28 protein-coding genes are annotated in these 23,351 nt (G+C 30.1%); 1 reads left to right on the top strand and 27 read right to left on the bottom strand.

The window, feature by feature from the left end:
• The first annotated feature begins 62 nt into the window (after positions 1–62).
• Positions 63–737 carry an IS6 family transposase gene (locus tag LQ694_RS15050; protein ID WP_002512555.1) on the top strand — a complete coding sequence of 225 codons (675 nt, stop codon included), beginning with the start codon at positions 63–65 and terminating at the stop codon, positions 735–737.
• 511 nt (positions 738–1,248) lie between these two features.
• On the opposite strand, the gene LQ694_RS15045 is transcribed toward LQ694_RS15050, so the two are convergent.
• The 27 genes from LQ694_RS15045 to LQ694_RS14915 all read right to left on the bottom strand — a co-directional run bounded on the left by LQ694_RS15045 (position 1,249) and on the right by LQ694_RS14915 (position 22,760).
• Positions 1,249–1,611: a hypothetical protein gene (locus tag LQ694_RS15045; protein ID WP_239772187.1), complete on the bottom strand. Its 363-nt coding sequence runs from the start codon at positions 1,609–1,611 to the stop codon at positions 1,249–1,251.
• A gap of 362 nt (positions 1,612–1,973) precedes the next feature.
• On the bottom strand, positions 1,974–2,234 hold the full coding sequence (locus tag LQ694_RS15040; protein WP_239772184.1) for a hypothetical protein: 261 nt from the start codon (positions 2,232–2,234) through the stop codon (positions 1,974–1,976).
• Between the two features lie 60 nt (positions 2,235–2,294).
• Positions 2,295–2,621, bottom strand: a complete 327-nt coding sequence (locus LQ694_RS15035; protein ID WP_239772182.1) for a hypothetical protein — start codon at positions 2,619–2,621, stop codon at positions 2,295–2,297.
• A 453-nt stretch (positions 2,622–3,074) separates the two neighbouring features.
• A complete protein-coding gene (locus tag LQ694_RS15030; protein WP_239772180.1) occupies positions 3,075–3,425 on the bottom strand; it encodes a hypothetical protein in 351 nt (116 codons plus the stop codon).
• 18 nt (positions 3,426–3,443) lie between these two features.
• Complete coding sequence (locus LQ694_RS15025; protein ID WP_239772178.1) at positions 3,444–4,073, bottom strand: hypothetical protein; 630 nt, start codon at positions 4,071–4,073, stop codon at positions 3,444–3,446.
• A gap of 19 nt (positions 4,074–4,092) precedes the next feature.
• Positions 4,093–4,500, bottom strand: coding sequence for a hypothetical protein (locus LQ694_RS15020; protein WP_233689351.1), 408 nt, complete (start codon positions 4,498–4,500; stop codon positions 4,093–4,095).
• A 58-nt stretch (positions 4,501–4,558) separates the two neighbouring features.
• A complete protein-coding gene (locus tag LQ694_RS15015) occupies positions 4,559–4,801 on the bottom strand; it encodes a hypothetical protein (RefSeq protein ID WP_233689350.1) in 243 nt (80 codons plus the stop codon).
• A 271-nt stretch (positions 4,802–5,072) separates the two neighbouring features.
• The gene (locus tag LQ694_RS15010) at positions 5,073–5,564 is read right to left on the bottom strand and encodes a JAB domain-containing protein (RefSeq protein ID WP_233689349.1); all 492 of its coding nucleotides are present in this window, start codon (positions 5,562–5,564) and stop codon (positions 5,073–5,075) included.
• 13 nt (positions 5,565–5,577) lie between these two features.
• Positions 5,578–5,937 (bottom strand): hypothetical protein, encoded by a 360-nt coding sequence (locus LQ694_RS15005; RefSeq protein WP_198054588.1) that lies wholly within the window; start codon positions 5,935–5,937, stop codon positions 5,578–5,580.
• A gap of 409 nt (positions 5,938–6,346) precedes the next feature.
• Positions 6,347–7,240, bottom strand: a complete 894-nt coding sequence (locus LQ694_RS15000) for a DNA/RNA non-specific endonuclease (RefSeq protein WP_239772176.1) — start codon at positions 7,238–7,240, stop codon at positions 6,347–6,349.
• Between the two features lie 4 nt (positions 7,241–7,244).
• Positions 7,245–7,607: a hypothetical protein gene (locus LQ694_RS14995; RefSeq protein ID WP_198054586.1), complete on the bottom strand. Its 363-nt coding sequence runs from the start codon at positions 7,605–7,607 to the stop codon at positions 7,245–7,247.
• Between the two features lie 133 nt (positions 7,608–7,740).
• On the bottom strand, positions 7,741–7,941 hold the full coding sequence (locus LQ694_RS14990; RefSeq protein WP_198054585.1) for a hypothetical protein: 201 nt from the start codon (positions 7,939–7,941) through the stop codon (positions 7,741–7,743).
• A 5-nt stretch (positions 7,942–7,946) separates the two neighbouring features.
• The gene (locus LQ694_RS14985) at positions 7,947–8,111 is read right to left on the bottom strand and encodes a hypothetical protein (RefSeq protein ID WP_233689344.1); all 165 of its coding nucleotides are present in this window, start codon (positions 8,109–8,111) and stop codon (positions 7,947–7,949) included.
• Positions 8,112–8,438 carry a hypothetical protein gene (locus LQ694_RS14980; protein ID WP_198054583.1) on the bottom strand — a complete coding sequence of 109 codons (327 nt, stop codon included), beginning with the start codon at positions 8,436–8,438 and terminating at the stop codon, positions 8,112–8,114.
• Positions 8,435–8,644, bottom strand: a complete 210-nt coding sequence (locus LQ694_RS14975) for a hypothetical protein (RefSeq protein ID WP_198054582.1) — start codon at positions 8,642–8,644, stop codon at positions 8,435–8,437. The genes LQ694_RS14980 and LQ694_RS14975 overlap by 4 nt, the downstream gene beginning before the upstream one ends.
• Positions 8,645–8,754: 110 nt before the next feature.
• Positions 8,755–8,979 (bottom strand): hypothetical protein, encoded by a 225-nt coding sequence (locus LQ694_RS14970; RefSeq protein WP_198054581.1) that lies wholly within the window; start codon positions 8,977–8,979, stop codon positions 8,755–8,757.
• 67 nt (positions 8,980–9,046) lie between these two features.
• The gene (locus tag LQ694_RS14965) at positions 9,047–9,271 is read right to left on the bottom strand and encodes a hypothetical protein (protein WP_198054580.1); all 225 of its coding nucleotides are present in this window, start codon (positions 9,269–9,271) and stop codon (positions 9,047–9,049) included.
• Between the two features lie 225 nt (positions 9,272–9,496).
• Positions 9,497–10,111 carry a hypothetical protein gene (locus LQ694_RS14960; RefSeq protein ID WP_198054579.1) on the bottom strand — a complete coding sequence of 205 codons (615 nt, stop codon included), beginning with the start codon at positions 10,109–10,111 and terminating at the stop codon, positions 9,497–9,499.
• A 14-nt stretch (positions 10,112–10,125) separates the two neighbouring features.
• Positions 10,126–11,163: a CHAP domain-containing protein gene (locus LQ694_RS14955; RefSeq protein WP_233689342.1), complete on the bottom strand. Its 1,038-nt coding sequence runs from the start codon at positions 11,161–11,163 to the stop codon at positions 10,126–10,128.
• A 21-nt stretch (positions 11,164–11,184) separates the two neighbouring features.
• Positions 11,185–13,476 (bottom strand): CD3337/EF1877 family mobilome membrane protein, encoded by a 2,292-nt coding sequence (locus LQ694_RS14950; RefSeq protein WP_239772173.1) that lies wholly within the window; start codon positions 13,474–13,476, stop codon positions 11,185–11,187.
• A 4-nt stretch (positions 13,477–13,480) separates the two neighbouring features.
• On the bottom strand, positions 13,481–14,083 hold the full coding sequence (locus tag LQ694_RS14945) for a hypothetical protein (RefSeq protein ID WP_239772170.1): 603 nt from the start codon (positions 14,081–14,083) through the stop codon (positions 13,481–13,483).
• A complete protein-coding gene (locus LQ694_RS14940; RefSeq protein WP_233689339.1) occupies positions 14,083–16,764 on the bottom strand; it encodes an ATP-binding protein in 2,682 nt (893 codons plus the stop codon). Before LQ694_RS14940 ends, LQ694_RS14945 begins: the two co-directional genes overlap by 1 nt.
• An 18-nt stretch (positions 16,765–16,782) precedes the next feature.
• Positions 16,783–17,178 (bottom strand): TcpE family conjugal transfer membrane protein, encoded by a 396-nt coding sequence (locus LQ694_RS14935; protein ID WP_198054574.1) that lies wholly within the window; start codon positions 17,176–17,178, stop codon positions 16,783–16,785.
• Positions 17,179–17,202: 24 nt separating this feature from the next.
• Positions 17,203–17,421 (bottom strand): hypothetical protein, encoded by a 219-nt coding sequence (locus tag LQ694_RS14930; RefSeq protein WP_198054573.1) that lies wholly within the window; start codon positions 17,419–17,421, stop codon positions 17,203–17,205.
• Positions 17,422–17,442: 21 nt separating this feature from the next.
• Positions 17,443–18,492 (bottom strand): conjugal transfer protein, encoded by a 1,050-nt coding sequence (locus LQ694_RS14925; RefSeq protein ID WP_239772169.1) that lies wholly within the window; start codon positions 18,490–18,492, stop codon positions 17,443–17,445.
• 230 nt (positions 18,493–18,722) lie between these two features.
• Entirely contained in the window at positions 18,723–19,586 is an 864-nt protein-coding gene (locus tag LQ694_RS14920; protein ID WP_198054571.1) for a replication-relaxation family protein, read from the bottom strand.
• A gap of 60 nt (positions 19,587–19,646) precedes the next feature.
• Positions 19,647–22,760, bottom strand: coding sequence for a helicase HerA domain-containing protein (locus LQ694_RS14915; protein ID WP_239772167.1), 3,114 nt, complete (start codon positions 22,758–22,760; stop codon positions 19,647–19,649).
• Between the last annotated feature and the right edge of the window lie 591 nt (positions 22,761–23,351).

Here is a 23,351-nt window from a genome sequence, read left to right as displayed (position 1 = left end):
ATTTTGGTTCTGTTGCAAAGTTAATTTTATAGTATAATTTTAACAAAAAAGGAGCGTTCTCTATGAATTATTTTAGATATAAGCAATTTAATAAAGATGTAATAACTGTAGCCGTTGGCTATTACTTAAGATACGCGCTTAGTTATCGTGATATATCTGAAATACTAAGAGAACGCGGCGTTAACGTTCATCATTCAACGATCTACCGTTGGGTTCAAGAATATGCTCCTATTTTGTATCAAATTTGGAAGAAAAAGCATAAAAAAGCTTATTATAAATGGCGCGTTGATGAGACATACATTAAAATAAAAGGAAAATGGTGCTATTTATATCGTGCCATTGATGCAGATGGTCATACATTGGATATTTGGTTACGTAAGAAACGAGATAATCATTCAGCATATGCGTTTATTAAGCGACTTATTAAACAATTTGGTAAACCTCAAATGATAATTACAGACCAGGCACCTTCGACGAAGGTGGCAATGTCTAAGTTGATTAAAGATTTTAAACTTAATCCCGACTGTCATTGTACATCTAAATATCTTAATAACCTCATTGAGCAGGATCACCGTCATATTAAAGTGAGAAAGACGAGATATCAAAGCGTCAATACGGCAAAGAATACACTCAAAGGTATTGAATGTATTTATGGTCTATATAAAAAGAACCGTAGGTCTCTTCAGATCTACGGATTTTCGCCGTGCTACGAAATTAATCACATGTTGGCCAGTTAAGGGAATACTACCATGTTAAAATGATAATTAGTTATATTTTTTCTGACTTTGCAACAGAACCTAAAGTCGCCTATCTCTATGGCGCAATCTGTCATAGAGGGGAGGTGTTTATAGTGACTATTACTTTTATTCATATCTAGGTGACATCAGATCAGCCAGCACCATAAAAACCCCCTTACTACGCCACATAGTAAGGGGGTTTGGTGTTTATCTATGACTATTACTTTTATAAACATATTATAACACCTATGACATGTCATGTATTAGAAAAATACCAAATTGAATTGATATTTTACTTTTATCTATTCATTTTCGACCAAAATTAACTGAATAAAAATACAGTTTATGAAAGGGTTGAAAATGGTCAAAGTATTGATAAATATAGCCTGTATATTTTATGTATACTCAAAAACCAAATAAAAAACGCTAAAGCCTAATTTAAAGGCATTTGGCGTTTTATTTTAGTTGACATAATGGTCATTAGAGGAAGTTAAATTGAATATCATATACATCATGAACTTTCTCTTGTATTAAAAAAATCATCTTCTCTTTTTTGTTTTATTTTAACATCTACTTTTGATTTTAATTCTTTTAATTCATCTATATCAGATTGATATAAAGACACTTGCCTGTCTTTTATCTGTTCATCTGTATATCCTAGTTCGGTTAAACAATCGTTGATTTTAGATATTAACTCTAACGATTCTTGTTTATACATTTCACGCACTGCAAGAATTAGACCAATGATAGCTAGTACCAAACCTATTGCCAACATATTACTAGGGTCATTTTTTATATTTATTATCGTGAGTGATAGACCAACTACCATTAATACCATGCCTAATAATAGTTTTTTAGATCGTCTATTTCTCATATGATTACTCCTTTTGTTATGCTTATAATTTTTATTTGTATAGTTTATCTGATATTTTTAAAAAAAATTGTTGAATCTTTTCACTATTATATAGATATTTAAATAGTATGATATTAGAAAAAGGTAAAATTAAGAAAAGAAAAATTGTAATCGCTACATAATATGACAACCTATAATCAGCTAATATTACATTCTGAAAGTAATTCTCATTGTACATTATCAGACCTGTGATTATAACTAATATTGTCATACTATATATCAAATTCAAAAAAAGAGTATTTACTATTTTCAATTTTCTTTCCCCCTTTTGTTTTGTTGTATGCTTATTAACACAATACATAGCTTGCTATAATCTTTACATATCAAAGACTCATTTGATTTGGCGTTATTACTAAACCAAGTATATAAAAAAGAATTCCTGCTACTATTCCTATTAAAGCAAATAAACCTAGCTTTTTAGACAACCTTACAAGTGTATATGCGCTGGTATCTAAAAAACCAAACTTTGTTTCTAACCCAAGCAAAATTCCAAATACCAACCCTATAACTAAAGTGAAGCCCATAACAATATTACCTATGATAAAAAAGAAATTACCTAGATAAGCTAATAAATCATCAAACATCAAAACACTCCTTTACTTCATTATAAAAATTAAAATTTATCTTAACCCTTTTAAATGATTTTATATAATCAAAAGTAGTTCACTAATTCCTGAAATTGCTATTTTTCCTATGTGTACACCTACCAGACCTATGCCAATGAATAACCCTATTTTAGCAAATATACTTTTTTCATTAAGTTGTTTATTTAAATTCAATAATTTTGGTGAAATATTGTATTTAATTTCATGTTGTCGAGTGTCATCTGCATTTGTATGAACTAACCTCTGACCTCTTACTTTTTTTGAATCTATAACCATATCTATAATGAAAGCTAATATTAAGTATGCTATAGAAATTAATAAAATTAATACGCCGATTGCAAAAAATATATTTTCAATAATATTCACATTCAATCTCCCCTTTAATAAGCATCAAATTGTAGTTCGGTAGTTCATGAATAACGATCTGTTTTAAAAAATTAAATTTGTAAGGACTTAAACCTATCTTTAGTGATATATATTTTTAGGCCTTTTTGATAGAATTTCATTAAATATATTTACTTCATACACAACTTCAATGAAATACATTATTTAAATAGTCTTTTAAATAGTCTTTTAGATAGATTATAGAACTTATAATAACAAAAGTTACTATAATACAGGTTGTAGATCTAATTAATATAGATTTCAATTTTTCACTTTGACTAAATAACAAACCACTTATAAAAATGATGCAAATTATTAATATGAAAATAAAAACCGTTAGGTAATTTTTTTCAATTAAATCTAAAACAAATTCTAATTTTGGAAGTAAATAAGGTAAATTGTCTATGTCTCTATTCAAACTATTCACCCCTATATTTAAATTTCCAATAGATTTCTTATATTTTCAAAATTTCTAACACTATCCGGATATAAATCACTTGTCTTATAATGATTATCTGCTCTACTGATAGCTTCTTTTACTTGTTTTTTATATGAATACACATCATACATCGTATTATTGAGTAAAACATCATTAATATTTTCTATTTCTGAATGTATTAGAGACAGGTAAGCCAACGTATTTATTACTAATTTTCTTTCTTCATTGTTTTTTGGTAAGCCCTTACGTCTCCATACTAACGGTCTATGTGCTAATGATAATTGGTGCATAACTTGGTGTATAACATGTAGTTCTTGCAACTCATTTTCTTTTAATTGTTTAAACATTAATAAGCACCTTCCTTATTACTCAAAATAATTAACTAAATCATATTTTTCAATAACTTCAGTAAGTAGTGAAAAATCAAACTTTCTAATTTCCTGACTTTTATTAATTTCATACATCTTATCAACTAATTTCTTATCAAACAAATTACCTATAATAGTATTTACTGCTTTAATTTTACGATCATATGGTGCGCTATAATAATATTTATCAGTTTCATATTTTATCGTTGAAAGTGGTTCTTTAATATTCCCCTCATAACAGATTATGATTAAATTAATAGCATTTGTCAGCTGAAAAGCTACTTCATTATATTTTTTCTTTTTTTTATTAGTTTCTAAATTATCTTTATTTGCTACGCCCAGCAATTGATTACCTTCATTAATTACTTTAAAAGGATTAAATAAAGGTAATTTATCTTGATTTGATAATTTCAGTAAATCTTCAGCAATATGATAACCACAATTAAACGTACCTAAAACTTTTTCAGAATCACCTTTTAACCTGTATGAAAAACAGTAATAACTATCTGTCAATGTACCACCTTCACCATCTTTCTTTTGACCTTCTAATAATTTTAAATGTGATATAGGTGTTACATCATATTTCGCAAGAAATTTAAGTCTATTTTCATGACCTCTTAAATTCATACTTAAAGACCCCTTTTATTTAAATTTGCAATGATTTAAAACGCTCTTTAGTAATATAAATCTTTAATTCTCTTTGATAGAAGTTCATTAAATCTTTATCTTTAACTTTAATAGGATATAAAGGGATAAAGCCAAACTTTTTATATCTAATATTTACTTTTGCTTGAGGTATAGATATCCCCTCTCTTTCACCAGATCGGACAAATACTATTTGACCTGGTAATAATTCAATTTTCCCAAAAGTATACACCAACACAAAATTATTTCTACGATTTTTAAGTATATGGTTAATATTTGTTATAGTTACGGTTTTAAGTGAGGTATTTCGCATATCGTCAACGTATTTTATAATCTGTTGTTTTCGCTTTATATTAAACAATATCATGATGAATATAATTAACATGATTATAAATATAAAAGTCGTCATAATATCCCTTCTTTCTTAATTTAAGGTTATCACCTTCTTAACTTATATTATATTTGATTTACTCTATAATGTTTATTTTATGTGTGTGTAGCTTGTCACCATATTTAGTAGGTTCATTGTCTAAAGTTAAACGCCCTTCTTCTGTGTGTTCTTCGTCTATATTCAATCTGACGTTATAGCCTAAACTTCTTTGCGTTGCTTTAAACTTACTATATTTTTTATAGTCAATTACTCCTCTATTATTCGCAATTCCTAATTCTTTTAATTCCGTAACATTTATCTTTTTTAATTTTCTATTCATATATATCTACTCCTTATATTGTGTATATAAGCGTTAGGGCGTGAGGGCGAGGTCGATAAATATATTATTCGATGAGTTCATCAAGTGATTTTCTTGATGGACGAAACTGAATAATATATTTATCGGACGAGGTCTCACGCCCTAACGCTTTATTGCGAGGTCGGTTTAAAATTTTTCGGTGAGGTTATCAAGTGGTTTTCTTGATAGGCGAAACTGAAAAAAATTTTAAACCGGACGAGCCGGCGACCCCGATTTCTCGAGGTCTTGGACTTTACAAGTTTTCTATTATTTCTGTTATATCTTCGCCTACTTCTAAATGTCCTTCTGTTGCCATACTATAATAATCATTTCCTGAAACGATAACACTATCAAGAACTTCAATTCCTAAAATGCTACCACTTAGACTTAATTTTTTACTTGTTGTTATATCTGCATTGCTTGGCATTGCATTTGATTGTGACGGGTGATTGTGTGCGAAAATCACACTTGCACAATTATTGTGTATCGCTGCAAAAAATGATGCCCTAATATCAACAATTGAAGCCATTAGTCCTCCAATATGGACTGTGTGAACGCAAGTTACAACATTACGACTATCTAAACCAATCATAACAAAATGCTCTGTGTGTAAAAATCCAATATCAAACAAATCATTTAAAAGTGTTTTAACGTCCTCTGGACTTGATACTTCAAATTTTTCAACTTCTGTTACCTCATAAGATGCCGTAAATTTTACAAAATTCATTATATAGTTTTCTCTCATTTTTCTAACCCCTTTATAACATTGTATTATCGTAAACAATTCCGTTATCTATCGTATAATCTTCTTTTACAAAACAACCACTTTCATTTGCTACTAATCTGATTTTTAACCCTAATTCTTTTGTTAGTAATTCAAGATTAGTTAAATCTGTATCTGTGTATCTTGTGTAATAGCCTTCTTCTAGCATGCTAGTTGTTGCAGACCATTTACAACCTCCATCTATCCACAAATCTTTTTCATCGAAATATGTTTCATCTGTACGTACCCCACCTAGCTTTTTTTCTTTTTTACCTTTGAAATATAATGCCAATTCTTTCATTGCCGATTTATCGCCACTAATATAACTGATGTGATAAAAACAAACATTTGCCATATAAAAAACTCCCTTTATGATGTTTAAACGCTTGATAAATTAGCGTTTTGCGACCTGTTACCTCCTTTCTTGTTAACAAGTATATCAAATTTTAGTAGACTTGTAAAGTTTTTTAGTAATAAATTACTATTTTAGGGTTTAAAAAAGCTTTTTCAATCGTTCATTAAAATCTTGTAAGGAAGCTAAAAATATCATTGGTTGGGTTGGTCGGTTTAAAATTTTTCGGTGAGGTCATCAAGTGATTTTCTTGATGGACGTAACTGAAAAAAATTTTAAATCGGACAAGTCAACCAATGATATTTTTTAGGTGACGTCAAGATTTTAATGAACGATTGAAAAAGCTTATAATAGTATTCTTTTTAATTTAAATTATGAAGCGGTAGAGGTGAAGCGGTACGACATGCGACATCTAGGTTGTGGTATATGTACCATTACTATAGTTGATTGTTACGCCTTTTTGTTTATTGGCTATCCATACATTCAAGTTTACGGTTTTCCCATTGTCATTGATTGAATAGGCTCGAACATGCGACCCTCTAGGTAGCAATTCATCACCTTTATAAACAGGTGTAACTTCATAAAATACATTAGTTTCAGGTTTATCATATATTGCGTTTCTTACCTGTGTTTCAGGATATCCCATTCCACCACCATCAGATGCTTTATTTGAACCTACATTTTGCGCTCTAGTTCCTAAAGTTAGGTTGTGGGTTTCCATATCGCCACCTAATGACCAGGCAAGAGAATGTGACTTATTATATATATATCCTCTATATCCTTCCAGTTGTAAGATCTGATTATTTGATTGTGTACCTTTCCAGGTTTGCTTTATAGGGTCATATTGCCCGTCTTTGTATTCACCAGCTAAATGTACACTTGAATCAAATTGAGGTCTTTCTTTAGAGCTTGATGAATTATTTAATACTGCTTGATGTGTAACTAAGGCAGTAACTTTTCCACCCCGTCCTAATTGGTCTAAATCAGAATATATCGCCCAAAATTCAGAATTACCCTTTTTATTAATAAGTTCCTGATCTGCTTTTGATAATGATGTTTTATTATCATTAATAAACGCGTAATTTTCATCATTAGTTTCAGCATTTATCAGCGCTAAATCGTCATTACTATTCTTAATTTTCGGTGTCGATTTACTAAAGGTTTCATTTTTCAAATCTTCTAACGCTTTTTTTGACTGTGTCTTTAATTCTTTTGTTGCTTCATCTTTTATAGCTTCACCTATATCACAACCAGCTAAAACAATAGTGGTAAGTATTATAGATAATAGAATTTTGACCGTTTTCATTTAACTACTCCTTTTTATCTTCAAATTGAGACCTTAACCAAAAATGAGAATCACCTCTACTTTGTCTTAATACAAAAAATGGTTTAGGCATCTTTTTGAATACGTTGTTTTCGATTCTGTATTTAATCGTCATTCTACCAGTATTCGTTAATTCACTAACTTCTTTAATACCGATTAATTCAACATAACTATCACTTGATTCTATAAAATCTATATCATTATTTTCTAATTGATTTACTGCAAATACACCGTCATTTTTTGATATATATAAGCCTAGTTCTTCATTAATAGCCATTTCTATACCTCCTTTTGTGACATACATTGTTTTGTCATGTTCTAAGATCTGCTTAATTTGTTTAAATTCCATATTATTACCTCACTTTATGTTATAATTAAATTACCTTTTATGATGTGAATAGCGATCTGTTATTCCATCTAAGCAATCACATTTCGTGATTGCTTTTTTTATTTAATCATAACAGTAAAGCCCACTGTGTAACTTATATTATTAAGTCGCTTTCTTTAAAGTTTTCATTTTCTAATATTTCTTTTTCAGCTTCTTCTACACTGTATTTTTCCGTCTTTAAATAGCCTAGAATTTCACCATTTTCATATAAACTAATTTCTTCGTCACCCCAAAGGTTTATAATCTTTGAGAACATATACTTGTTACCACGTACTTCAAACAATGTATCTAACATCTTTATCACTCCTCCAGTTGTGCCTTTCTTGCTAAATTAAAAGCTTCTTGTATTTCTTCCAAACTTTTATTTTCTAATGCTTTTTCTGAATAATGAATAGGATCAATTAATAGTATAGACTGGATCAACATATCTTTAATTTCTTGTTCTCTATCGACTTTGTATTTCATTTAACTATCCAACACTTCAAAATCTACTAAATCATCATAAGTTATATTTTCAAGATATGTTGCCAGTTCCTCAACAGAATTAAACGGTTTTGATTTAACAACATCATGTTTTACACTAAAAATATCTTTATGAATTACTAGATCACGTACATTTAAAATGACTGATGAAAATTGCGTATAACCGTTTTTTTCTTTTTTAGCTGATCCTAGTATTATCATTGATTTTTCATCAATTACTTTTGTTTTACCTATCCCTTTTTCAATCATAAATTTATCAATAACTTGTTGTAACTTTTCTAGTCCTTCTTCAGTATGGTAATGAATCATATGATCCCCTCCTTTTGAGGTGAATTGATAATCATTTCATATTTACTCAATAGCAAGTTTTGATCTGTTTCATTGTTTTGCTTTTCTAATATGCCTTTAAACATGTAATTTACATAAACACGTACTTTTAATGTTTTACCTGGTATATCTTGTAGTCTTAAATCATAATGTTGACCATTCTTTTCAAATTCAATAGATTTTATCATGATTAAAACCTCCTATATAGTTTGGCAAGCTTGGTAGGTATCATTCTATATGCTAAAAATGTTATAATAGGAGGTGGAATATTGAGAGTATTCCACCAGTTTTTTATATGCTAGGCGTACACTTCATCAAGAAGTGATACGTCTTTTTTAAATCTTCTTGCTACAGATTCTAAAGGGTCTTTATAATCATCAGACATTAAAACATCAATTAAACCAATGTAGTAACCATCTTGATATACTGCTATTCCTTCGTCACCCCAGCACGTCTTACCTAATCTAAATATAAATTCTGATCCATGCGCTTCAAACTTTACACTCTTAACTCTATCATTCATTTTAATCACTCCTATATTAGTTTTAAGGAGGTGGAATATTGAGAGTATTCCACCAGTTTTTTATATGCTAGACTTCAATAGCTTTATCTAAAAATACATGATCTGTTAATATTCTGTTTTTCAAATCTTCTAATGGCTTTTTATACTTACTTATATAAGCTTTTTTTATCATTCCAATATAAAGTCCTGCTTTCCAACAATGTACTTCTTTAGTGGTTTTACATTGAAATAAAACTACCTGATCATTAAGTATGTCCCTAAAATACATACTATCTACATTCCTAATATCCATTCTATTTTTCCCCCTTTCTTTCTGAAGGCTTTTGAAACCAAATAATCAAACTATATATCATTGCCATAAAACCTAGTGCAACAATGCTTAATGCGATACCTACCATTGCTTACCTCCTTTCGTTAAATATAATATATCACGTTTTCGTAAACATGTAAAGTTTTTTAGTAATAAATTATAAAAAAATAGAGATAACCTATTGGCTACCTCTATCTAAATCGGTTTTTATGGTGCTGTACTTTCTAATGTAAAACGTTGATAACCACTCACAAACCATTCACCTTTTTTTCGTTCTAAATCTACTTTTGCTGAACCTTTACGATCTATTTCTTCGCTATCATCTTCAACATCATTTTGTAATTCATTAAACTCTACAAACACACTGTATTTATCTTTTTCAGGTTTAAATTCATCTATATAAACGCGCAAGTCTTGTACTTCTGACTCAACATATAAATTATATCTTTGTGATGTTTTATCACTAAATAATTCTTTGTAATAACCTTCAGTTACTAATGGTTTAAGTTTATCTTTTTTATCTAAAAAACTTGTTTTCGGTTTTTGCTTTAATAATACTCTTACAAATTCATCTGTTTTCTTTCTGATTTCTTGTTCTTCTTTCGCTATAACCTCTTTACTCTGTCGATCAATCAACGATTCTTTATCTTCTAAATCTTTTTGCATAGTATCAATTTTATTATTCTTTGCTTGTAGATCTTCTTCATACTTATCTGCTGTTTTACCATATTTAATTGTTTGCTGGTACTGACTATACATATTAATTGAAATATAGCCTAAAACAATTACTACAACGATTCCTAACAATATTTTTTTAGTCAATTTTTAGCACCCCTTTAATAAATAAAACTATAACCATCAGTCATTTTTACAGTTCTTTCATCAATTTGATATGGTATACCTTTACCATTCATTTCAGTTACAACAAACTCTGTGTCGCTTTTAACATCTATTACAACACCAACATGACCTGTTACATTTGAATGTCCACCAGCGCCCTGTTCTGCTATCCATAGCGCGCCTTTTTTAGGTTTGCTTCCAACTTTATAACCTTCTGCTTTTGCACGCTCATTCCATTTATGAGCATCATGCCATAGTGTAGAAACTGGTTTACCCATTTTCTGACGTATACCGTACGCGTACCACGTACATTGACCTGCATCGTATAGATTCATTTTTCCAGGGTTGCTATTTGACCAACTCGGTATTTTACCTTTATAGTCTTTGCCTGAATCGTTAAATTCGCCACCTGATTTTTTACATTTCGCTTTTGATGATGATCCATCATTCAAGTTCTTAATTAATTTCTTAATAGTAGGCGCCCAATTTGAATTTAAATCAGTTGGATCATTTGATGCACCTATTGGGGCATACTTTTTCTGTATTTTGTCTACAGTAGTCAAACCTTTAGAAAAGTATAAATCATTTAAGTTTTTAGCTGCTGCATCTATACCATCTTCAATAGTATCAAACTTAAATAAATCACCAGATCCCATCATACCAGCTACATTATTATGTGTTTTAACTGCTTCTGATTTTCCGTAACCTGTTTCATGGATAATAATTGCCATGAAGATTTGAGGATCTATCTTGTGTTTTTTTGCGCTTTTCACAATATAGTCCCCTTTGCCTTCAAGACCTCCACCTTTAGCGTTTTCTTCAAAAAATGATTCGATTTTGTTTTTAGAAACATTTCCACCAATACAATATGATTCACTAGATCCTGATTCTTCTTCTTTCCTGGTTGATTCATATAAACCACCTATACCTAAAGATCCAAGTATACCAGCTATTAAAAGAAGAAAAACTAGGAAGGGTATTATGAGAAAACAACCTAAACCAGCAAATGCATACTTCTTGTTTTTAGATTTCATAAGCCCACTCCTAGCATCTTGTTATTTTTCTTCATTTTCATCATCTAAACGATCTTCATCACGATTGATTTTTTCAAAAGAATCATCTTCATTACGTTCAATTTCTTCAATAGTTTCTTCTTTGTCACCGTGACCGTAACCTTTATTTTCATAATCAGTGTCGGCTGTTTCACGTAACTTTCTGTGAAATGCATCATCTTGAAAATGTTCATTATAATCAGCTTGTAAGTCTTTGAGTTTGCCTGCATCTAAACCTGTAGCGCCTGAAATCATTTCATTTTCTGCATGTTCTTTTAAGCTACCTTTTTGACCTGATAATTCATCATCTAGTGATTCACGATCCATAGAATCAATTTTATCTATTGATGCTAAATGTTCAGTAGAATCGCCTTCATCATCTATATATTCATTAAGGCTAGGTAAATCATCAGTAGATTTATTATCTATACTGTTTCCTTCTGATTCAGAACCGTTTGTCCTAATTTCAGTAGGTATACGTTCATTAGATCCTTTTATACCTTCAATGTCTTCAGTATCTTCTATATGATCTGATATACTTTCTAATTGATCATTATTAGTATCTTGTTCAACTTCATCATAATTATTGTTTCCTGAATAACCTATATTACCTGTAGCATTTAATGGTGTAGTGTCATATTCAGGGCTTGATTTTTCTTCACCCATATAATCATTTAATTGTGGCATTTCAGACTGTACTTCTTTTCTTTCTACTGGTTCATATTCGTCTTGTCCCATCATAGAGCCTAATTGTGAAGCTGAATATACAACGCCACCACCTATAGCGCCAGTCACTGCATTAACGCCTGGTATGTTATTTGTAACTGCATTTGCACCAGCACCTAATGTTTGTGGTATATAATCATTTGAATTAATCAATTGCTTCAACATTCTACCCTCATTAGTAACTGTAAATACGGACATAATTTTATGTCTTAATAAGAACAACACTATGAATACTAAGAAAATTAGGAATAGTTGCAAACAATAACCTACAATGCCATCTATAACATTAATACTTGCTATTACACCGATTAAAATACCTAGAACCATTACTAAAATTCCTAAACCTAATTTATAAAGAAATGGTTCAAAAAGTTTTCCTAGATATTTATAAGCAACTGGAAATTGACCAGGTAGACAAGCCCATAGTAGCGCAAACGGGGCAATAAAAGCCCATATCACAATTAATAATTGAAATACAAGAAATGCACCAGCAATAACAAGTACAACCGTCCCTAAAACACTATTACCTATCACCGTTATAATTCCGTAGAGTATTTGAGTAGATACACTATCAGGGTGAACCATATTATTACCTTTATTGTATTCTTCTTTTAATAAGTTTTTCCTTTTCTTACTATCATCTGTCGTCATAAGGTTCTTAACACGTTCTTGTGATACGACTGAATCATCATCAGTGCCAAACATCATATTGACATAAGGCGTATACACCATCGCTCTGTGCAATACATCTTCAGTAGAGTCCATATCTGCCTCACCTTCAACACCAGCACCAAATGAAACTAATTCGTCCATAACACCCGTTGTTATAGTATTAACACCTCTTAAATAACTGCCCATATTAGCAACTAAAAGTAATGCTATAGTTAATACTATAACTGTTTGTAATAGTCCTTTTAAAGCTTCTATAGGCGCGTGTTTAAGGAATGCTAAGTACATACATACAACAACTACACACCCTAAAATTAAGGTTAAAAATTGACCAAATAAACCGTCACCCGTAAGACCCCCACTATCTATACCAGCAATTTGACCTATCTTATCTTCTACACCAGATATAATATAGTTAAATAAAGGGGCATCATTAGACCATGCAAACAAATTCAAAGTAAAATTAGTAGCAATTACATTCCATTGCATCAAGCCATTAGATGCTTTTGACATTACGAACAACCCTTGATTTTTAATTGCTCGGCTCGTATCGTCTTTAACGCCATCTAATGAATTAGGGACTACATTTACAATACTACCTATGCCACTGGCAATTTTGTCTTTAATACCTTTATCTTTTTCTTTTTTCTCTTTTTCTGCATCTTGCATTTTCTTAATATCATCATATGTTAAAGTTTCAATTGAATATTTAGGATTATCATTTTTGTACTTACCCATTTTTTTAGACTCAATCTTTAACCCTTGATCTTGACCAGCTTCAGCATCTTGACCATTCGTTACTACTGCATCATCAGGTTCATCAGCGTTGGCTATTTCATTCAAAGGTAAAGATAGATTTAATATGAGAAGTAACAAAAATACTTTAAAAATCTTGTTCATTTTCTCACTCCTCAAAGAGATCAGAGTAATTACCTTTTAATTCATATACATTGTCTTTACTATTATATTTTTTCAATACTTCTTTAGGACTATCCCATGTATAATAACGACTTACTTTATATTTTCCATTTTCTTTTTTAATTTCAAATTCTAAAATTTTCAAATTTGAATCTACTTTATTGGAAAATTGTTGGTTTATATCTTCTTCATTCATTTGATCATAATCTCCATCATAGGAAGCAACATAAGAAACTTTGTCTTTGTTATATTGACCTAGAATTGTTTGATATTCACCAGTCGGATCAAATTCAACATCTGAATCATTTTCAATGACTTTTCTATTGCAGTTATTACCTTCACTTTCATAATGAGCATCACATAAATCTATTACTGCATCATCATTAAAATATTCGACCATGCCTTTAGTATTTAGTCTTAAATTATCATCTAACACTTTTTGCGCTACTTCATCAGCTTCTTTATTTTTTGTTGTTTCAAGTAGCTTATTTTCTTCTTTTTTAGAACCTTCATTTTTCTTTGTATTATCAGCACATGCTGATAATACAATTACCAGCATTGCCAATAAGACAAAACTCAATTTTTTCATTAGTTAGCACCTGCTTTACTTAATTTACGTTCAAATTCTCGTTCTTCTTCTGATGATGTATCTGTTTGGAACGCATCAAATACGTCTTTAAATAATAAGTCTACTTTTAAAGTATCTGTTCTTCCGTTTATATCCTGGAATAAGCACGTACCCTGTCCTAAATTCATTATTTTCGTTATATTCGTAGGTGTTGGTTCTAAATTAAGTGTTTTAAGCATTGTTTCAGCTTCTTCATCTGTTTTTTGTCTAAAACTAAATTTCATTGACATGTTAGGTGCATCACGTCCATGATCGGTAGCATTTTGTGACCCTTTGAGTAGTGTCATATTGAAGTAACGACCCTGACGTACAATATCATCTAGCATAGCCGAACCACTTGAATTGGCTTCAAGTGCTGATGTCTCGTCAAACAGTGCGATTTTATGTCTCTTAACGCTTTCACCTTTATATTCTGTGATCATGAATTTTCTTAAGAAACCACCTAATGACAACATAATTGCAGTTGCGATATGTTCATCTTGTGTATAATCTTTAGGTGCTTTATCACTTTTAGGTAAAGTCATTTCTTCAAGCATTAATACTTGGATAGGTCTATCAAAGCTTAATGATTGTGTTTCTTGACCTGGTTGTGCAATTAAAAGTGACGTGAAATCTTTACGTTGTATTTGCTCAAACGCTTCAGTTAATTCAGTTAAAGCGTTATGTTTTTCAGGTATCATATAACCTTCTTGTTCATTTGCCTTATCATTCATACTTCTTAAATATTCATAGGCATGAGCCATACATCTATCTTTTTGTTCTGAAGCATGAATAATCGCTTCTGAAAGTAAATTCGCTTTATGTTTCCCGTATTCTGCTTTTAACAGGTAATTAAATATATTAGATGCTGATTCTACAGCTTCATTTACATTCTCATTTACTTTAAATGGATCTAATGAACCTACATCTTCTTTAGACTTCCCGACTGTCCATACTCTAATATATTCTTTAGGTATCATTGGCAAACCGTTTTCCCATTTCTTTCTATCACCTTTAGGGTCTAGGATAAATACATAAGATCCTGTTAATGCACCCCACCATGATATAAAGTTCATTAAAACAGATTTCCCAAAACCTGTTTGACCAGCTATCATTGTTCCTAAACCAATACTTTTATTGACTTGATTGTCATAACCCTTCGCTGATATTTCAGGTAAGATATATACAGGTTTTCCATCTGTTGTCGTACCGATCGGAAAGCCTTTATCATCCCCTAATGAATTTGTAGCCCCAAACATTGCTGAAGCAAAGAAACCAGGTTCAGCTTCATGCTTGTAATCTGTAAGATATTGTTGTCCTCCTGGTAACTGTTCCATAAATAATTTAGGCTGTTCTCCCAAAGGTGCGACACTTTCAATTTGAAACTTCCTTAATTGTTCTTGTAATTCTTCTTGTCTATTATCTAATGTTTCAATATCAGTTGCTGTTATTTTATAAACAACACTAAATTGATAAGATGGTAAATTGTGCGATTCCATCATTTCTTTAACTGTTTGTAGCTTCCCTTGATTCGTTGTTACACGTCTATCAATTATATGTCCCGATTTAAAAGCTTCTTCTTTTTGATTACCTATTTCAAGTTCTACGTTTGATAATTCTTTTACGGTTTTATTGCTAGATTTAAAGTGTGTTCTCATACTGATCGTCACAGGAAATGAAACACGTTTTTGTATTCTATAAAACCATTCTCGACTTGGGAATTTAGTTTTATCCTCAAATTTAGTTGCTACAATACAACGTACGTACATTGTTTCATTTTTTCCGTTGATTTGTTTTTTAATTAATAAAGTATTTTCGTCATATTCTCTAATGAGACCACTTTGTAATGACATATATTTTTCTTTATCTAGCTTTAAGGCTTTTAATTTTGTACCTTCATGTTCGATTTGTGTTTCCTCTGCATAAGGTAGATCATCTCTGAATAATACTTCTCGTGCTGTTGGTGTCGCTGAATAGTTTGACTCTACAATGTAAGCTACTTCATAATCTTTTAAAGAGGATACAGGTCTATTATTATTCTCTTTTGAGTTTGCTGTTTTACCTGCTGAAAATACTCTTGATAAATTATATTCTATGTTTTTAGATTGCTTCTTATATCCCTGTATCAATTCATCTAATATTGTTTGCCCTGAATGATCTAAAGCATAATCTACACCTGAATTTAAACCTTTTATAAATGATCTAAAATTAGTGATTAGTTGATTCCCTCTATTACCCTTTTTAAATTTGTTCATCTTCGGGTTAAGTTGGACACCTAATACATATTGATAGGTTCTACTTTCTTTAGTTTGGCTATTTCTTTCAAATACTTTTTTACATGCATTTAGCATTTTCACACCGTTTTCAAATAATTCATATTTTTGACGAGCCTTTTTAAATGCTAACCTTTCAATCTGTTCATTGATTATGCTTGTAGCATTTGATTGATTTGGAATAGCCAACCATTGTAAGTCCAATACATTTTTTTCTAAAAAGTCCATTTGATTATAAAAAGCATTCATTTTTGTATTGTCGCCTTCTAAATCATACGAAAAACCAGCGATTCTATAAAAAGCCCATACCTCGCCTGTATAAGTAAATAACAAGTTTGAATCAACATGTTTAAATGGAAATTTTGTAAGTTCAGAAGTTACTTGCTTCATATAACAATCACCCAATCTTTAGCTTTTTTTCTTCATCTTATTCATTTGAATAATTTGTCCTTTTTGATATGCTTCATGTTTTCTTTGTCGTCTTAGATAGTTTATATACGATCTAAAATAATGATAAAACATACGGTCTTCTTCCCTAAATTCAGCTAATAGATACGCAACTAGGGCTGGTATTAAACCAAAATAAATCATGTCTGGTATCCAAAGTACCGTGATATTTAAATAAGGTATAAATCGAAAGAATAGTAATGCAAAAAATACTGCTAGAAATATGATAAACACTTTTGCATTTATCGGTTGTGGTAGAGAAACGTTTCCAAACCGATAAATTTTTCTTGTGTATTTTTTAAAATTACTTAAATAATAACTTTCAAAGAAATTTGATGTTTCTTTGTTTTCTGCCATATTTGTCACCTTCTAAATATTGGTTTAAATACCTAATCTACTTCTAAATGCTTGTGCAATATCACTGATAATAGCAGGATTGAATACGAAAATAGCTAAAACAATACCCACTACAATAAATGTTACACCTAATGCAATAGAACGTTTCCAAGCTGCGAATAGTAATGCACATACAAATATAATTAAAAAAGCTGTTTCTGCTTGATCAAAAAACCATGTTTTAAATCCGTCTAATGTTGGCATATTAAACCACTCCTAAATTTTTTATTGTTCTTCAAATTTTGATACGATAAATCTATTGTCTTTCGCTTTTAAATTAATGTGATAAGTTGATACATAAGTTACACCGATTTCATCTTTAAATTCTACGTTAGTTTTAACTACTGTTTCCTTACCATCGTTAGATTTAAATGTCTCTAGGTCAGAAATTCTTGAAAACTTAAGATTACCGTTTAACGTTGTAACATCTACATCGTTATCTAACATATACTCAATCTTATCTGTTGATTCACTCGCGTATACTTCAAAGAATGTGTTTAAAAAGTCTTTCACTTTCTCTTTATTATCATTTGTTGATTGTAATTTATTGTTGCCTGAATAACTTACAATTTCATCTTCATCTACATTTGTAAACTTAGGTAACTCATATACTGCATACTTGCCGTTTTTGTAAAGGGTTGGAATTGTAATAAATCTTGTAACTTCTTTTTTCTTAGGTTCTCTAACTTCTTCTTTAACAGTTTTTGTTTTTTTACCATCTTTCACTTTTTTATCAACTGTTTTAGTGACATATTCTGTTTGTTCAACTTTAGCCTTATATGTCAACAAACCTTTGTTTTTACCTGATTCTTCAACTTTTTTTAGATCCACACTTTTAACTGCTGATTCTAATTCTTTACCTTCATCAACACTTACACCTGTTGTATCATTCAATTCTTTAATCAAGTATGGTTTTAAAGCTTCAGATCTATCACTGCTATCATCTTTAGATGAAAAAGTTAGATACTTAGAAACAAACTCTTTTCCAAATTCAACTGCTGGTTGCATTGTAGCTTGATTAGGTGGAGGTAATTCAACTTTTTGTTTGCTGTCGCCCTCACCTCCTTCACGGATACTAGAAATAACAATAAATAATAGTAGTAACAGAAATACTTGAAAGCCCCAAAACGCAATTTTCCCTATCCTATAGTAACGATATTGTGGGGGCATGTTGCGAGATTTCGCTTTCTTTTCTTCGTCCTTTTGTTTTTTATCAACTGCACCTTTATTCCAATAATACTTAATAGCTTTAAAACTATTTTTTAGTATTTTCATAAAGAAAACGTCACCCTTTCTTACTTAATATCAGATAACTGATATAGATTGTTTTTACAAAAATAAACCTTTTAAGTTCTGATATAATTCAATAGCGCCTTCTTTAAAATACTCAATTGCTGTAAATATAATCTGTGTATCTAAACCCAAAAACTTAAATAAGGCTATTACAAAAATCACTGAAAATATCCCACTAAATATACGCCCCAATATTATCAAGTCCTTTCGATTTACAAGTGTTCATCTATACTAAATCTTGTACTTGTATCATCTTCATTCATAGCAAAATAAATATCAGCATAAGCATCATTTTCAATATATTCTAGGTTTGAAAGTAAAGTCGGAAATTCAATACCAGGTCGATCATTCGTTTTCTGATTATCTTTAGGTTTTTCTCTTAACAATAAATTCTTTGTATAAATTTCTAAATCTGAATCAGCGCCTACAAATAATACAATCCAATCTCTAACTTCTGTATACATTGATAATTTATCTTGATATCTATCCTGAATTGCCTGATCGTTAAAAAATTCACTATACCTTTTCATTTTGCCTTTTAAGATAGATCGTTTAGTTTTTGTGTTTTCCATTTCTAATAAAACACCTATGTTTTCTTCTTCACTATCTTCAAAACCGATTACGAACATGCCATCAGGTCTTATTACTTCGGCTTTGCTTGTACCATATTGAAAGAAGGCTGATTTTTCATTTTCAAATTCTTTAACTTTCATTTTGTCGCTTAACTTGTCACCTGCATCTTTAAAAGCTAATACAGTACGCGCTACATTTATAGTATGTAGATAGTTAATAGGTAGTTTTCTCATAGTTGTAAAATTTGAATACCCCTGTAGTTCTTCTACCATTTTTGAGCCTTTAGCTGTCAAAGTGTATATTTTTTTAGGTCTATGATTTTTAGCAAACAAACCATTATAACTTTCCAAATATCCACCATCTATAAGACTATTCAGCTTTCTACCTACATTATTATATGAACTATAAAAATATTTTTCTGCCATGTCTAAATCTATAAACGTATAATCATGAACGTTTAATAGAACGTTCACATCTTCATCATTTAATGTTATATGTGCCATTCGAACAACCCCTGTCATTTTTTTATAGACATTCCAGGAGCCACAACCAAACAAAATATATTAACGTATATCTTTGATTTTTCGTCGTCGAGATTTTTTATTCGTAGAGTTCTCAATAACTTCATCATTTGATCGTTCTGATTCATTTTCTTTAATTGAATCACTTATATCTTGTTCAGGTTCGTTTATTTCATTCGATTCATTTAATGGTTCTTCTAGTTCTTGTGACTTTTCTTGCGCTTGAACTGTTTGTTCATCTAAATCAATGAAATCTGATAAATTAAACAACCCCTGTTCGTTGACCTTAACTTTTCTAACTTTATTACTTTCTTGCTGTCTGTCATGTTCTACTTGCTGATCAACTTCTAAATTTGAATTAATAAGTTCTAACGGTAACTGTTCAGTATCTTCAATAGCGTTATCTTCAGCAACTTCAATTTCTTCATCAGTTTTGATTACTTCAGTTATTTCTGATTTTTCTTGTTCTTTCGCCTGTTCAAAGCGCTTGAATATAGGAATTTGACCCTCTAAAATTTCACCTTTTCTAATCATTTCTAATTCGTCTAATTCTTGTTGTAAGGCTTCTTTTTTATCATCATTTAACTTCACAATATCTAAAACACCTAAATGCGACCATTCTTTATTCGGTTGCATACGTTTTGTTGTTTCAAAATCAATTTCAAATTTATGTTTTATACCTGGTTTAAACTTTCTTCTTGTATTTGCTATCAATTTACAAGTATTCAATGCTTCAGTTTCTTCAGATGATTTATATTCAACTGCTAAACCGTTCATTCCAAATTTAATAGGTGGATCTATCTGAACTTTTAACGTATATCTTTTAGATCCTGATTCACCTGGAATTTTATCTTTTAAAGCAATATAACCTTCACGCTTATCAGAATTGAGTCTTGTTAAATCTTTAGGTGTGATTTGTACTGATTCATCACTAATAAATTCAGATACTTCTTTCGCTTCTTTGCCACCCTGCAAACAACTTATAAAATTATCTTGAACTTCTTTTAAACTATTTTTCAATTCAGTATCAAGTTGTCCGAACATTTGCGCACCTACAAGAGAAGCTAAATTAAATTTTCTTGTTTCAGCTACAATTTTGCTTAAATAAGGCATATGTCCTAATACTTTTGTTTCATCAAAACCTAAAATGTGTAAACGTGTATCACTTCGGCGACCTATAGAAGCTTTATAAAATCTATATGACATATAGCCACTTATAATACGCATTTCAGAATTTGATAACCCTGTCATATCAATCAAATTAATATGTCCATCATCAAGTATCTTTCTAAAATTAAATTCAGTATGATCTTGTCCAAACATTCTTGATAACACCGTTGATTTACTAAAGACTTCTAATCTGTTCATCAAAGCTATTTCAGAAGTTTTTAAATTTTCTTCGGCTTCAGTCTCCCAATAATCGATCAGTGCGTAATTAGAGGGATCCTTTTCTATTCTTTTTATAACTTGTGTTCTGTAGTTCACATTTTTTACTAATAGCTTTACATCTAAAATATTATGTTCTTCTTCGTCTGCTAGTAATGTTTCAATACATTTTTCTAACAACCTTTTTGCTACTGGCGCTTCATTGGGCATTGCTGTTTCAATGATGTCTGAAACTGATTCAGCTATTGAACTTAAAGACGTATCCCCATTTAGATCAATACCTTTATCCAACAAATTCATAGCCAACGGATAATCAGTATCTGCTAAACTTAAATAATTAACTTTGTTCCAATCAATTTCACCACCAGCATTATAGTATTTAAGTAAACGGTTATATAAAGTAAGAACCGTGTCTTGTCCTGGATCAAAAAATGTTAAGCCTGAAGCTTTATGTCTTTTATCTTCATCAAAATGTTCTTTTAACAAACCATCTAAAATAGATACAATAAACGAAGATTTACCAGATCCAGTTTTACCAGTAATCGCTGCATGGTCTTTTAAAGAGTCTAAAGCCACTTTAATATCCCTTTCACTACCGTCTGCTAATTTAACAAAACCAACTTTCACACCATTTTCATTATTAAAAACACCTGTTTCTAATAAATCAATAGTCTTATCATGCATATCTGTTTGTTTTCTTAACTTTTCTATTAATTCATTTTTTTCTTCAGCGTAGTTAGGAACATGTACAACATTAGATAATTCAGAACCTGTCACAAACAACAGACCTGCATCTCTCATTTCAATCGTTGGTCTCAATATAGGATACTTAGAAATGCCATTTTTATATTTCTTATAAAATAATGTTGCCCCAGCTTCCATTGAAGTAGAAATTGCTTCACCAACTGATTTTAAACTTTGTACACCATTTTCAGATTTAGTTGCCATACTGATCAATGTTTTAAAACCAACTTCAGAACCTTTCATTCTAGCTTGAAGATTTTTTAAATCTTCTTTTTGCTTTCCTGTTCGTTCCTTCGTTTGTGTTTCTTTTATAACACCTTCTGAATCTTTAATTTTTTTCAAAGCCTTTTTCTTTAAACTTTGCTTAAAATCTATTTTCAAAAAAGCATCTGCAGGCAAAAGATTAATAATGTTAGGTAAGTAATCATTATGAAATCTTTTATAACTCAACATTCTCTTTTTTGATTTTCTTGTTGAGTTCATACGCCCACCAACATACCTCTTATCTTTATAAGGAAAAGGTAAATCATCTTTTTCAACTTTTTCTAATTTAGAATTTAAGTAAGCAACTTTTAAAGCACTTTTCATTTGAATAAACAAAGATTTATCAAAGGCGAAATAATAATAAATATTTCCATCATTATCAGTTCTAACCATAAATGATTTCCAATCTTTCCCCAGCAACCATCTTTCAATTCTTTTCAATCTGATTTTGTTCATTTGAGACATCATAAAATGTATATCATCTGATTTAAAATCATCAGATAAATGTGGCATAAATCGACACCATATTATTCTTTTCTTTTTCATATAATGTCTAAATAAACAAAACAAAATAAATAGAATTGAAACATAAAATATATAGTTTAATAGGTTAGATATATATATGAAATCAATAAATGATTTGAAGGTGATAAGTATTTCCTTTCGAAAGAAATATATTGTACCAATAATAGAAACAAGTAAAAGTAATACCCAGTTGTCCTTGATAAATAAATATACTGGATCTTGTTTCTTGGTTGCCATAAGATGCACCTCCATATATTAAGTTGTAAAAGAACAGGTCGCCGCCCCGTCTGGAGAGACATTTTAAAAACTCGTCCAAATAGATATATCATAAAAATAAATAAGGTGGTTATTTATGATATATATTTGGTGAGTCCCAATGTTATTAGGAACTATGATGTAATTATACCATAAAATGTAGTATAATTCAATATATTATTATGTTTTAACTATATTACGAATTACATTTAAGGTTACAAATAAGATACAAAAAAGGTTACACTCTTATTACAATATATATGTACTATATATGTACTATATTTGTTTATAAATATGTATAGATATATCAATATATATATATACAATATATATTCTGTATATAGTTTATATATATTAACTTCACATTAACTATAAAATCATTTAGAATAAAAAGTGGAATAGACATTCCAGGGGCTTATGATCAAGTAGAGGGTCATAAGCTTTCTTTCTATCTATACTCCTATATATACAAACTATATTAATCTATCTATACTCCTATATATACAAACTATATTAATCTATCTATACTCCTATATATACAAACTATATTAATCTATCTATACTCCTATATAT

This window comes from Mammaliicoccus sp. P-M58, assembly GCF_022386165.1.
Lineage (GTDB): Bacteria > Bacillota > Bacilli > Staphylococcales > Staphylococcaceae > Mammaliicoccus > Mammaliicoccus sciuri.
This window is presented reverse-complemented; position numbering and strand designations above follow the sequence as displayed.